General features: G+C 44.6%; 12 protein-coding genes. 2 read left to right on the plus strand and 10 right to left on the minus strand.

All coding sequences use genetic code 11. The annotated features are described in order from the left end of the window. Positions 1-164: 164 nt before the first annotated feature. The gene (gene pyrC / locus QQ041_RS09905) at positions 165-1193 is read left to right on the plus strand and encodes a dihydroorotase (protein WP_009845762.1); all 1029 of its coding nucleotides are present in this window, start codon (positions 165-167) and stop codon (positions 1191-1193) included. A 136-nt stretch (positions 1194-1329) separates the two neighbouring features. Here the strand turns inward: pyrC and QQ041_RS09910 are convergent, their stop codons facing one another. Continuing rightward, positions 1330-2235: a DUF808 domain-containing protein gene (locus QQ041_RS09910; protein WP_285953778.1), complete on the minus strand. Its 906-nt coding sequence runs from the start codon at positions 2233-2235 to the stop codon at positions 1330-1332. A 175-nt stretch (positions 2236-2410) separates the two neighbouring features. On the opposite strand from QQ041_RS09910, the gene QQ041_RS09915 reads away from it, so the two are divergent. Further along, on the plus strand, positions 2411-3337 hold the full coding sequence (locus tag QQ041_RS09915) for a M14 family metallocarboxypeptidase (RefSeq protein ID WP_285953779.1): 927 nt from the start codon (positions 2411-2413) through the stop codon (positions 3335-3337). 201 nt (positions 3338-3538) lie between these two features. Here QQ041_RS09915 and QQ041_RS09920 read toward each other — a convergent pair whose 3' ends face one another. The 9 genes from QQ041_RS09920 to QQ041_RS09960 form a co-directional block, all read right to left on the minus strand. Next, complete coding sequence (locus tag QQ041_RS09920) at positions 3539-5146, minus strand: BCCT family transporter (RefSeq protein ID WP_285953780.1); 1608 nt, start codon at positions 5144-5146, stop codon at positions 3539-3541. A gap of 484 nt (positions 5147-5630) precedes the next feature. Continuing rightward, positions 5631-6203 (minus strand): malate synthase, encoded by a 573-nt coding sequence (locus tag QQ041_RS09925; protein WP_017094519.1) that lies wholly within the window; start codon positions 6201-6203, stop codon positions 5631-5633. Positions 6204-6450: 247 nt separating this feature from the next. Then, positions 6451-7371 (minus strand): cache domain-containing protein, encoded by a 921-nt coding sequence (locus QQ041_RS09930; RefSeq protein WP_285953781.1) that lies wholly within the window; start codon positions 7369-7371, stop codon positions 6451-6453. A gap of 11 nt (positions 7372-7382) precedes the next feature. Then, positions 7383-8723: a TRAP transporter large permease gene (locus tag QQ041_RS09935; RefSeq protein ID WP_017064290.1), complete on the minus strand. Its 1341-nt coding sequence runs from the start codon at positions 8721-8723 to the stop codon at positions 7383-7385. 37 nt (positions 8724-8760) lie between these two features. Continuing rightward, positions 8761-9303, minus strand: a complete 543-nt coding sequence (locus QQ041_RS09940; RefSeq protein ID WP_285953782.1) for a TRAP transporter small permease — start codon at positions 9301-9303, stop codon at positions 8761-8763. Between the two features lie 164 nt (positions 9304-9467). Further along, positions 9468-10469 carry a TRAP transporter substrate-binding protein gene (locus tag QQ041_RS09945; protein WP_048609745.1) on the minus strand — a complete coding sequence of 334 codons (1002 nt, stop codon included), beginning with the start codon at positions 10467-10469 and terminating at the stop codon, positions 9468-9470. 117 nt (positions 10470-10586) lie between these two features. Then, on the minus strand, positions 10587-12053 hold the full coding sequence (locus QQ041_RS09950; RefSeq protein ID WP_285953783.1) for an FAD-binding oxidoreductase: 1467 nt from the start codon (positions 12051-12053) through the stop codon (positions 10587-10589). Between the two features lie 48 nt (positions 12054-12101). After that, positions 12102-12539, minus strand: a complete 438-nt coding sequence (locus tag QQ041_RS09955; protein ID WP_017633372.1) for a nuclear transport factor 2 family protein — start codon at positions 12537-12539, stop codon at positions 12102-12104. Between the two features lie 262 nt (positions 12540-12801). Further along, positions 12802-13617: an FRG domain-containing protein gene (locus QQ041_RS09960; protein ID WP_285953784.1), complete on the minus strand. Its 816-nt coding sequence runs from the start codon at positions 13615-13617 to the stop codon at positions 12802-12804. Between the last annotated feature and the right edge of the window lie 326 nt (positions 13618-13943).

The following is a 13943-nucleotide window of genomic DNA, read 5'->3' on the forward strand; positions in this document are numbered from 1 at the left end:
AAATCCCATAAAAATAAGCTCTTAACCCTGAAGAGTTAAAAATAGGATGAAATGAAAGTGCTTTTCCACTATCATCCTGTCGCCTAAACGTAAGCGATTGCTTTCACAGATTTCGCTGAGTTTAGGCTCCAACTACATTACACTTCAAATGGTGGGAGCCTTCAATGACACAACTTACGATTACTCGTCCTGACGACTGGCATGTTCATCTACGCGATGGCGAAGTATTAAAAGATACAGTTCGCGATATCAGCCGTTACAATGGTCGAGCGTTAATCATGCCAAATACCATCCCACCGGTAACTGATACCGAAATGGCTCTAGCTTACCGTGAACGCATCATGGCAGAGCAACCAAGTGAACAGTTCCAGCCTCTAATGGCACTTTACCTAACAGATAACACAACACCTGATGAAATTCGCAAAGCGAAAGAGTCTGGCGCTGTTGTAGCGGCGAAGCTATACCCTGCTGGCGCGACGACAAACTCGGATTCAGGCGTAACTTCAGCTCAAAAGATCTACCACGTACTAGAAGCGATGCAAGAAGTGGGTATGTTGCTGCTGGTACACGGTGAAGTAACGGCTCACGATGTTGATATCTTTGACCGTGAAAAAGAGTTTCTAGACACAGTGCTAGCGCCGATTGTTAACGACTTCCCTAACCTAAAGATCGTTCTAGAGCACATCACGACTGCAGATGCTGCAACTTTCGTTAAGAACGCTAACGAGAACGTAGCGGCAACCATCACAGCTCACCACTTGCTTTATAACCGCAACCACATGTTGGTTGGCGGCATTAAGCCACACTTCTACTGTCTTCCTATCCTAAAGCGCAACACGCACCAATTAGCGCTTATCGAAGCGGCAACAAGCGGCAGCAAGAAGTTCTTCTTGGGTACAGACTCGGCACCACACGCAAAAGGTGCAAAAGAGTCAGCATGTGGTTGTGCGGGTTCTTACACAGCACACGCTGCGGTTGAACTGTACGCTGAAGTGTTCGATTTAGAAGGCAAAATTGAGAACCTAGAAGCGTTCGCGAGCCACAATGGTCCGGATTTCTACGGCATGCCACGTAATGCAGACACCATCACTCTTGTTAAAGAAGAGTGGAACGTTGCTGAAACCATGCCTTTCGGTTCAGACATCGTTGTACCAATCCGTGGCGGCGAGACTATTGCTTGGTCTGTAAAATAAACGCTCGGAAGGCAAAGTAAATACGTTGTAGATACGTCGTAAATACTTCACCTCAACTAAAAAGGGTCACCCGATTATGGATGACCCTTTTTGTTTAGTATTTAACAAACTCATTGCCGAAGACGTTGTTTAAGTCCTAGTTGCCGCGAACCTTCTCTATCACACTCCAAATCGCGACAACAAGTAACCCTGCCAATACACCAACCACGCCATTCAACAGAGTTGGAACAACCGCTGTCGCTATCGTATGTCCACGAAAATCCATAATAATCGGCTCAATTAAGTGATGAATCGCAGGAACGTTATGCACCACAATACCACCACCAACCAAGAACATGGCAGCTGTGCCGACCACAGCAAGCATCTTCATTAGCTTTGGTGCAAAGGCTACAAGCCCATTCCCCAATTGAGTTTTAATAGCGCTCCCATTCGATGTTCGCTGCAGATAGAACCCTAAATCATCCAACTTAACGATACCCGCCACTAAGCCATAAACACCAATCGTCATCACAACCGCAATCAAACTCACGACAAGAATCTGGGTAAGGATACTTGTCCCCGTCACGGTACCCAGAGCTATCACTATGATTTCCGCAGACAATATGAAATCGGTACGAATCGCGCCTGCTACCTTTCTCTTCTCATATTCCTCGATGGATTCTCCAGTACTGGTATCCTCCCCCTTTTCGTCATGTTGATGGGCATGCGGCAAGAGCTTCTCTAAAATCTTCTCCGCGCCTTCAAAACAAAGAAACAGACCACCAATCAAAAGCAAAGGCATGATCAACCAAGGAATAAAGGCACTGATCAATAATGCTGCTGGCACTAAAATCAGCTTGTTCTTAAATGAACCTTTTGCAACCGCCCACACCACTGGGATTTCTCTTTCAGCAGAAACACCTGATACTTGCTGAGCGTTCAGGGCTAAATCGTCACCCAATACGCCTGCGGTTTTTTTAGCTGCCACCTTAGACATCAGTGCGACATCATCCAACACAGTTGCAATGTCATCTAGCAGTGTTAGTAAACTTGCTCCAGCCATTTTGTTGTCTCTTTATAAAGAATTAAACCATCAATAAAATGTAACACCATCAATTCACTCATCAAAGTTATGAGTCTGTAAAAAATAAAGTCACAAGTTGTGTTTTCTATTGCTGTCTCTGTTAGACAGGAATAATCTGTCTTAATCTTTCACGAACATAAAAGAAAAAGTATAGATGAAAAGTGAATCTACCTACCCGATTGGTAAGCCAGGACAAAAGTGGCAACAAGCAGAACGTGAAGCATGGTTAGCTCAAAGAACGGTTAAGCGTGAATACCAACAAGAAGTTGTACCAAAGATTAAAGTACTAGCAGATCGTTTTGACATCGAGCAATACGGCGCGCTGAGCTACGATGAAGCTCGTTTCCCTCTTTTTGCAATCAAGAGCAAAAACTGGGATGCATCAAAACCAACCGTTCTGGTAACAGGCGGTGTTCACGGTTATGAAACCAGTGGTGTACACGGTGCGATCAAATTCGCAGAGACTCAAGCAGAGAAATACGCAGCACATTTCAACATAGTGGTTGCACCTTGTGTGAGCCCTTGGGGTTACGAAGTCATCAACCGTTGGAACCCAAATGCTGTTGATCCAAACCGTTCTTTCTATGACGGTACACCAGCTGAAGAATCAGCAAATCTGCGTGCGTTAGTGGCGTCTCTGCCAGAGGTACTGGTTCACGTTGATCTACACGAAACGACGGATTCTGATGAAACGGAATTCCGCCCTGCACTCGCTGCACGTGATGGTATTGAATACATCGAAGGCATGATCCCAGACGGTTTCTACACAGTTGGTGATACTGAGAATCCGCAGCCTGAATTCCAAGCGGCGGTAATTGCTTCAGTTGAAAAAGTAACGCACATTGCGCCAGCAGATGCAGACGGCAAGATCATTGGTTCTGAAGTTACTCAACATGGTGTGATTAACTACCCAATGAAGAAGCTTGGCTTATGTGGTGGTGTGACTGATTGTAAGTACGGCACAACCACTGAAGTTTACCCGGACAGCGACAAAGTGACAGACGAAGAGTGTAATGACGCTCAAGTTGCTGCGGTAGTCGGTGCTTTGGATTACGTAATTCAGCACGAATTAAACGCTTAAGCTAGTACCTAGTTCCCTAGAACTAATCCCTAAAACTAAAAAAGAGCCACAAGTGACGATTCACTTATGGCTTTTTTTTTGTCTTTTCTGCTTATCTCTAATTTCTTCTTGGGCATAAAAAAGCTCCCTTGCACACTGTGCAAGAGAGCTTTGAAATCACGCTTAGCGAGGAGTCATTCACTAACTCCCTGCTTGGTTTCTTTAGTTAGCCGTTTCGCTAACGCTTGCTTGTCCTTTATCTACTTCAGTCAGTAGACCTTTCAACAAGCTGAAACAACCAATCAGAAGAATGATCGTAAACGGCAATGCAGCAATGATCGTGATCGATTGAAGTGCTTGGATAGATTGAGTACCACCAATCCACAGCATCACCATTGCGATAACACCTGAGATAACCGCCCAAACCACTTTCTGTTTCACTGGAACTTCAAGCTTACCACCTGCTGTCATACCATCAATAACGATAGAACCCGAGTCTAGTGTAGTAACGAAGAACACAATGATCAGTGCTACAGCGATAACAGAAAGAATGCTACCAAACGAGTACGCATCTAGCATGTGGAACAAGCTTAGAGATACATCAGTGATGCCTTGGTCGAGGCCAAGTTGCCCTACATGATTAATCACTTGCTCGATAGCCACACCACCGAAAATAGACATCCAAGCTGAAGTGACCAATGTTGGGATAATCAGTACGCAAAGCAGGAATTCACGAACCGTACGGCCTTTAGAAATACGCGCTACAAACATACCGAAGAATGGTGCATACGCAACCCACCATGCCCAGTAGAACACAGTCCAACCATGCAGCCATGTTGTGTCTTCACGGCCTGAGCTTTGGCTCAACGCTACAATGTTTTTCACATAGCCCGTTGCAGCCGTCGCCACAGAATCAAGTACTGTCGTGAAGTTAAGAACAGCAATTAAACCAAGGAATACAAACGCAATCACCATGTTCAGGTTACTTAGGAACTTAACGCCACCGTCCATACCACGAAGAACAGAGATGATCGCTAAACCCATAATCAGAACAATAATAGATTGCTGAAGGAAGATGTTGTTTTCCCAGCCGAACACGTGGCTGATACCACTTGCTGCTTGTGTGCCACCTAAACCCAATGAAGTCGCTAGGCCAAACAGAGTAACCAGTACCGTAAGTACATCAATTACATCACCGGTCTTGCCCCATACTCGCTCACCCAAAATTGGGTAGAACACAGAACGCATTGATAATGGTAAGCCTTTGTTGTAAACAAAGTACGCCAAGCAAAGTGCCGTCATGCCATAGATAGCCCATGCATGAAAACCCCAGTGGAATACGGTCGCACCCAGTGCCAGTTCACGGCCTGCTTCTGTAAAAGGTTCAGCATTCAAAGGCGTGCCAAACCAGTTAGTGAAGAACGCGGTCGGCTCTGCAACACCCCAGAAGATAAGCCCAATACCCATACCTGCTGCGAATAACATCGCAATCCAAGATGCCATTGAATAGTCCGCTGTCGCGTCTTCACCACCTAAGCGAACTTTGCCTAGAGGTGAGAATGCAAGAACAACGGCAAAAACTAACATGATGTTAGCTCCCCACATAAACAGGAAGTCAAACTTTGAAAGAACAGCACCCTTAATAGAATCAATTGCAGCTTTAGCATCTGCAGGCGGAAGAGCAAGAAGAGTGATGATAAAAAGAAGAGATAAGCCAACTGAGGCTACGAAGACGGTGTTATGGACATCCATGCCCCATTTACTGACGTTGTCTTGACCAACTTGATAGTCAGTAGAATCGATACTGTATTTTTTTGATTTAAAACTCATAAATTATGATGTTCGCATATCCGAATCAACGAATATAAGGACGCTCTCCATATCCAACTACTACTTGATTGGCTCGCCATACCACCGAAATAAACGTGATAAAAACCACCTCGAGTGGTGATAAATGGACTTACTAGCTCAATCCCAGGCCGCAGATTATAGCACAGCACGAAGCATTTTGACTGAGTTTTAGCTCAATAGTCACCCAAACCAAGGTTAATAGTGATAGTTAAGCTAATAAAAACAGAATTAAACAAACAAATAAAAATGTTTAAATACAGCACTTTAAATAAAAATAACGCACTGTAAAATCTCATTCAAACTTTCTAAAGATAAAATCAACAATAGCCTAATTTATTTATAGCTCTAACAAAAAAGCCCCGCTATAGGGGCGGGGAAATTACCAAAGGTAAAAGAGAAATCAGTATTCAAATGTCAGTGCTACGTCTAGCAGAGCAGCACTTCACATTTCAAAGACAGCACATTAGATCGCGAAGCAAAAACCTAGGTTATAGTCTTCGCCATTTTTTGCCGTGAACTCTTTATCTTCACTTGAAGCGTTCGGTCGACCGCTTTCATCGCCTTTCACTAAACTCACCCAGTGACGGATGCCAGAAGAACGGCTCGCCTCAGTTTGGCCAAACGTGGTGCATGTCTCTAACTGGATATCTTGAATATCAACCAATTCTAAGTAGCCGGTGCCTTTACGAGCACCGATTGTCACTTCAACGTGTGTACCGCTTTCATCACGAAATAGGATTGCTGAAGGCTTAGACTTATCGCCGGTGAAAGCCACAAAGTGCTTCGCTCGTTTTAGGCCAGTATGTTCGCCATTTTTGAAGTAAACCTGAACATGTCGGTAGTCAATCTCATAGCTCACTGCGTCTTCGTGTGAACCCGCCTCAAGAGGAAATAGAGTATCAAGCAACTGTTTCGCCATTTTTTGTTTTTCGAGCTGCTTGTCTGCTTTCACCATTTCTACGGCAAAGACAGCTTCAGCAATAAATGTTGAATGGTTTCTGTGAAGTTCTGTTTTGTCTAGTGTCAGCATATTCATAATCTATCCCTCGTACGGCTTTGAATTTCATGTAGGTCAAAAATCCTGATTGACCCTTTTCAAAATTGTTCTTTACTGTGTTGCTTCCATGTATTTCATACTACTTGTATTTTCGAAATAATTTCACAACAAAAATTTCACAGTGTTAATTTTACTAAATTGCTTTTTTACACACTCCTATTTTTAGGGGTTAAACGAGTCGTAAGCCATTAATTTAAATAGACTTACGATCATAGAAGAGTCACTTTTACGTGTTGTTTGAATTTGTGTAATAACCGACCCCTACTAGCTTATTGTCGATAACACGGTAATACGTGTGCTTGGTTTCGACTTTACTCGACAGCGGATTCAACCATCGATAGGTGTAAACACCTCGGCCGTTTTCCTTCGCGAGATTCAACATCTCAGTAAGAATCGGTTTATCGTCTGGACTTAGGATCTCGCTGTGCGAACGCCCAACAAGCTCAGGGGATACACCGTGCGCGAGCAACTTTCCAGAGCTCATATCCATCACGAACACATACAGGTCTCCCTCAACAAAACTGCCTTCAGCGTCATTAAACTCAGCAAGGCTCTGTTGCTCAGACTCCACTATCGCGGTCATCGCTCTCGCCAGTAGGTTCTTAGCCTCGGCCGCACTGGAACGCTCTGGGTAAAAGCCCACAGCAACAATCACATCTCCAACACGCTCAAAGAAAGTGGTTTTCGGCTCACCCATGCGATCAGTTGGGTTGCTCCAGTGATACTTAACTTCACCAAAGCCGTTGTGAACCGCTTTAGTGATCATTTCACGGAAAAAAGGATTGCCGTAAACGTCTTGGGTATCCAACACACTGTCGCCCACCAACACCATCGAAGAGCCGCCACTGGCAAGGAATTGGCCATCAATACCAAGAGCAAACACATAGAGTTCACCGTCTATATATTCGGCATCACTCATGAAGTCTTTCACGCTGTCGTCACCTTCTTTTTGAATGTGCACCACCGCTTTCGCAAGCAAGGTTTTGGCTCTTCTTTCCGCATCACTGACCACATGTGGCTCTGAAATATCGAGCACATTAACTGGCTCGTTTTCTTTCGCTGTTTCTGAATGTTCAGCACGCAATCCAATGCCGCTGATTACTGCAAATACGGCACAACCAATAAGGATAATTCTTGATATATTCATAGTGACTTCTCCTAATAGCCCACTAAGGACGGTAGCCAAAGCGTAATTTGTGGGAAGAAAGCGATAACAAACACGCCCACAACAGAAGCAAGAACAAAGGGGTGGATCTTCGCGGTAATCTGCTCAACCGTGGAGCCACCGATCCCCGAGGCGACAAAGATGTTTTCGCCGAGCGGCGGCGTTGCAAAGCCTATCGATAAGGTACACACCACCACAATGCCCACGTGAGTTGGATCCGCGCCCAACATGTACATGATTGGTAGCAGCACTGGCACAATAATCATGATCGCAGCTAAGGTTTCCATAAACATGCCGATGAACAGCAGCAAGGTAATCGTCAGAGCCCACACCATGTACATGTTGTCGGTGAAACTGAGTAGTGATTCCGCCACAACAACTGGGATTTTTTGCTCAATCAACAAGCGTCCAAACACGGTGGCAGCAAAGAGGATTAACAATACGCGTCCGGTGATCCACGTCGTGGTTGATAGAGATTTCATCACGCTTTTGAACGATAACTCTCGGTGGATAAACACACCCACAAACAGCGAATAGAAAATCGCCACAACCGCTGATTCTGTTGGTGTGAACATGCCGCTGTAGATACCGCCAAGAATCAAGAACGGCGCTAATATCGACCATAATCCACGTCGCAAGTAGTGCCTTACATCACCAAACGACCACGTTTCGGTCAGCCCTTTATAGCCTTCTCGCTTAGCAATGAAGTAGTTGGTTACCACCAGCGTCGATGCCATGATGAAGCCTGGTACAACCCCAGCGACAAACAGCTTTGGAATCGACAGAGAAGCAAACTGGCCGTGTTGAGCAATGGCTTCCGGTGGCGCCATTAAGCCCATTGCAGAGATACCAAAGATAACCAAAGGAATAGATGGCGGGATGATAATACCCAACCCACCGGATGCAGCTGTAACTGCCGATGCGTAGCTCTTATCGTAGTCACGCTTCACCATCGCAGGCACCATTAACATGCCTACCGCGGCGGTGGTTGCAGGGCCTGAACCCGAAATAGCACCAAAGAAAAGACATGCCATTACCGTTGCCGCGCCAAGCCCGCCAGTTACGGGCCCAGCTAAGCTTTCAGCGATATCCACCAGACGTTTGGAGATACCCGCTGCCTCCATTAAGGCACCCGCAAGAACAAAGGCTGGCAGCGCCATTAATGGGAAGTTACCCACCGAGGTAAACGCGATTTGTACTAAAGCGATGGGATTTTTATCGAGCAACATATAGGCCGCCATCGAAGCGCCGGCCAGTGATACTGTGATTGGTGCGCCTAGGATTAAAAGCGTTAAAAAGCCACCAAATAAAATTAGAGTTAAATAGGATTCCATTATTACATCTCTCTATTACGACTATTCTCTGTGATGACTATTGCGCAGACTTTTGTGCCGTCATTTTGCGCAGCTCTTTGACTTCTGGATCTTCGTTGGTTGCGCCTTTGAATAAACGCTCATAATTATTCCAGATAATTCGAATCATCATCAGTGAAAACGCGATAGGTAAAATCATGTAGAAGTACTTCATCGGGATACCTGTAGTCTGAGACTTCCAAAACAGATTCATTTTGTTGAACACGAAGTCGTAGCTGAGGTAAACGAAGTAGCCGTTGAAACAGAGCCATAAGAAGTCAGCGATGGTTTCACTCACGGTCTGCACGATTGGCGGAAAGAATTTAAAGTGAAAGCTCACTCGGTTGTGCGCCGACATCTTGGCCGCCACAACAGCCCCTAGATAGGCAAACCAAACGAACATGTAAGTAGCGACCTCATCCCCCCAAGGGATAGAGTAATCAAAGAACTGGCGAGTAAGAATTTGTGTGAACAGCAATAGGACAAAGCTTGCGAGCAGCAGACAACACGTATATTCCTCAATGTTGTTTAAGTGCTTTCTTATTGTTTTAGCGACTGACATATAACCTCCAATGTTGATTTCCACATGACAACCAGTCGCTCACGGTCCTAAAAAGATCAGGTACAGAACAGATCAACGAGTAAAGCCATGTAAATGCCCTATCTCACTGTTCTATTGCTAGGTGATTAAGTAGCAGAGAGCAGCTGATAGGGCGAATCTAATCGTTACTTTCTACCTAGTAACTCAAGAACGTCGTCTAGCTTGTCTTTGCCCCCAATGCTTGAGTAGAACTTAGGCCAAACTGACTTAGTCACCTTGTTGATCCACTCTTGCTCGTTGTCTGCTGGGTCTGTGAATACCATGCCTTTCGCTTGTAGCTCTTCGCGGATCTTGTTTTCCGTATTTTCTAGATAAGCAAAGCTGTGCTCTGTCGCTTCCTGACCTGCTTCAAGAATGATTTTTTGCATTTCAGGTGTCTGTTGTTGGAAAACCGTTTCACTCACAATCAGAGGTTCTAGAGAGAAAATGTAGCGAATGTTGGTCACGTACTTTTGTACTTCGTTGAACTTCATCGCGTGGACTGTGATGTAAGGGTTATCTTGTCCATCTACCACGCCTTGTTGCAGGCCAGTGAAAGTCTCAGACCACGCCATTGGTGTTGGGTTTACACCCCATGCTTGGTAAGACGCGATCATGATTTCGTTACGAGGAACACGAATCACTAGCCCTTTTAGATCTTCTGGTGAAGCAACGGGCTTTTTCGAGTTAGTCAAAACCCTAAAGCCAGAATACGCCCAACCGACAATACGAACACCAGCATCACGAATCGTGTTATCGACTAAGTCTTGGCCTACTTGACCTTGAGTCAATAGCACTGCTTCTTCTGCGCTTTGAATCACGTAAGGCATGGTCAATAGACCAACGGTTGGAGAGAAAGGCGTCACGTTGTTGATCGCCAGTACAGAGAAGTCGAGAAGACCGATTGCCGCATCGTTTACGGTGTCTTGCTCATTGCCTAATTGGCCATTCGGGAACAGATCGATTTTCACTTTACCGTCTGTTTTTTGTTCCATCAGCTCAGAGAATGAGGTCGCTAATTCCCATTGCGTACCACCAGCAGCATCGCCGATAGCCATTTTAAAATTCGCTGCTGCCGCGGTATGAGATAACACCGCTGTTGCTACAATAGTGACACCAGCAATAATTTTATTTTTAATCAATTTCATAGTCTTAACCTTTCCTATCATACAGACTTCCTGCCTGTACTTTGCTCACAAGGTGACCTGGTACAACTTTCCTGGTCGTAGTTCTATTTCCCTATTCTGGAAACAATGTTCGGGTAGTTACAGCCTTTCATCCTTTAACGAATACCACTGATAAAGGAACCGCTGCCCCATTCTTCGAAACGGTGCAAACATCTCTGATTCCACCACTTCCCTCACGTTGGGGAACGGAAGTTTTGATTCAAATATTGGTAGGTCGAGCTTGTGACCTTCACCTGCTATCCACTGAGCAAGGCGTTTGCCTGCTTGAGCGGAATACATCACGCCATTGCCGCCATATCCCAGTGCGTAGAAGATGGATTGTTTTGGATTCGGCTGATAAATTCTCGGCATCATGTCGTGACTAACATCCACCCAGCCCCACCATGAATAATCGATTTGGATCTGATCGAGAGACGGGAATTTTCGGGTTAAATCCGCTCTTAGCATGTCTTCATATTTCTTTTCAGGTGCGTTCTTGCCACTGATGGCACTGCGTGTACCAATCTGTACTCGGTTATCCGGTAACAAACGGTAGTAGTGGCGCAGAATTCGAGTATCAGTAATCACTTGATTGGTTTTGAAGTTACACGCGGCGATTTCGTCTTGAGTTAACGGACGTGTCACCATCGAGTTAGAAAGAACAGGCAACAGGCGGTTCTTAAGCTCGGAATGCAAACCTTGGCTTGTGTATCCACCCGTACACACCCCAACAGAGCGCGCTTTCACAACACCACCTGGCGTTTTCAGGTAATGCACACCGCCACGAGTTTCCCATCCTATAACTGGGCTAGATGGGTGAACCTTAACGCCGAGTGCCCGCGCCTTTCTTAGGTAACCAAACGCCAGTTTCCCGGCATGAATACCAATACCTTCGGGTTCATGCATCGCGCCTGCCGCTTCTTGGTCACCAACGTAATCACGTTTTACGGTTTCCTCATCTAAGATCTGCGCATCGTAATCGAACGTGTCACGTAGCAACTTGGCTTCTTTCTCAAGCGTTGCCATCACTTTTGGACGGTGAGCCACATATAGGTGACCACCCGGCTGTGGGTCACAATCGATGTCTTTGATCAGTGACTTGAACGTTTCCATGCCATCCACACACTCGCGGTGCATTTTTAGCGCCGTTTCTAGACCCCAGCGTTCAATCCACTGAGAACGCTTCAAACGCCCAGAAGCACACTGTGCTTGGCCACCATTTCGGGTACTGCAGCCCCAGCTCATACGGTTAGCTTCAATCACAGTCGCTTTAATGCCGTACATTTCAGCAAGGTGTATCGCGGTACTTAGCCCTGTGTAGCCTGAACCGATAATGGCCACATCGACATCCATGTCTGACGTGATTGGGCCATCATCTTCAGGTGGTGCGCCTGCGGTATCTACCCAATAAGTCGGGGCATATTCCTTACCGTGACCTGGGCTCTTGTCTTTAAGTGGATCGTATTTTGGATCGTATTTATCTTTTGCTTGGGTACTTTCTTTTGCTTGGGTGCTTTTCACCTTTGGCGGCACATCGGCTGCCGGTTGTTCCATTACTAAACTCATAATTCGACTCTCCTAGTCATAACACGTGAACGGGTTGTGGTTTCGTGTCTAGCTCTTGGGAGTGTTGTTAGGAGTCAAAAGAGGTCGTGTTTTACGGAAGGCATTTTTTACGCTGATTTTTCCATCTTTCAGAGTAAATACGTCGACCATGCGAGCTTCGATGACACTGCCATCTGGGTTCGTCGCAGAAAACGTTGATTCACTCACAGCGCGGTCACCGCACACAAAGTGAACAGGATCGCTCCAAGCCGCATCTGGAAAGTTCTGCCAAACCAATTCAAAGCTATTTCGAACTGCTTCGTACCCTTCAATAGTGTTTCCAAGCAAGCCTTCTCCTGCCACCGTGTGGAATACACAGTCTTCTGTCATGAAAGACATCAGCGCCTCAATATCATGGTTATTCCACGCATCACTAAAAGACTGCAAAAAGGCGGTGTCGACTTGGTTTTCCAGCACGAATGTCGCTGCATTGGTTTGCATATTCATATTCCAGAATCCTTTATGTTTTCGTTATTGGTTTAAATTTCAGTAGCTTTGCGCCACTTTTTTATTAGAGTGTTTAAACTAGATCTGTGAAAATTTAACAACTTAATAACAAGGTTCATCACTCTAACTTCGAGTTAGGTGATAAACAATCTCTAAGCTCACAGATTTCATCTTTTTATAAGTTAATTAGTGTTCTAATTTTATTTACTCAACTTTTCACTCACGATATAAGAGGTATAGTTAAATTAGAACATGTTAGCCTTTAGTCGAAATCAAAGTCTTGATGATACTTTCGACCATACTGTTCAAGTTGACGTTCATGAGTATTAACTTGCAATTCAATATTGCCATCACCTTTATTTATGACTTGGTTGTTATCTGCATGTGCTTCGTTTTTTAAATCCGTTAGTTTCTCTTCGACATACTCTGTCGGTTCATTTAAAACATTCATGGATATTAACTCCTTTATCAGGTTTACTTTCACTGATGGAAGAATATGAACGGACACTAGACCGTTTGAATATTCTTGCTCATCGTACAAAGGCTGAATGGCATCATTGCCACCTTCCTTAAATGGGTGAATGGAATACCACTTGTCCTTGCGTGGCTCTTGCTGATCGCAATCCGCCACATTAAATATCTGAGTTTTGTTGATGTTACACGGCGAGCTAAAAACACTAACCCGCTGATAATCAATAGCTTTAATTATATTTATGCAGTCTTTACTTTGGCTATGACACACCGACCAAAGCGCATTTAACAGGTTATCGGTCCATTCCAGCAAACGGGTGGGAAAACCCTGCTTCTTGGCCAAACACATCAATAACCAGTCATTTATATCGTGTGAGCTCAGCGAGTGACCACCGTAAACTCTCACAGTTGAAAGCAACTCTTGTTCGACACGACGTATGTTCTTACGGTTGGACCGGCCTAAACTTGGCATCAGGTTATTATTTTCATAATCACACACGTTATAAATCAAACCACGATGCCCACTACACTCAGCAATTAGCGAATCGATTATTTCATACAGTTCTTCTATTGAACTTATATAACGTTTATTTTTCACAACATGCATGTAATAGGTCACTTAATTTAAATTCGGTACAATCCAAGTATCAACACTTACGATTATAAAATTAACATCGTTAGCTATAACTTCCCAAAATAATAATAGATATGTATCTTCGTCAAAGAACTATTTGTGGATCCATTCGTTAATGGATCGATTAATAATAACGAGTGACAAAGTGTATATATCTAAAACCACTTATATACTTATGAGTCATTTAATTAGTGTTCTAATGTTTAACTGGAAATTATTGAACTAAGCGTTTACGTTCTTCACCTAAGCACTTTGCCAATACCCGTTAATATTGCCCGACCACGCACTCGACAACATTC

This window comes from Vibrio sp. TMPB1044, assembly GCF_030442075.1.
Classification (GTDB): Bacteria; Pseudomonadota; Gammaproteobacteria; order Enterobacterales; family Vibrionaceae; genus Vibrio; species Vibrio satsumensis.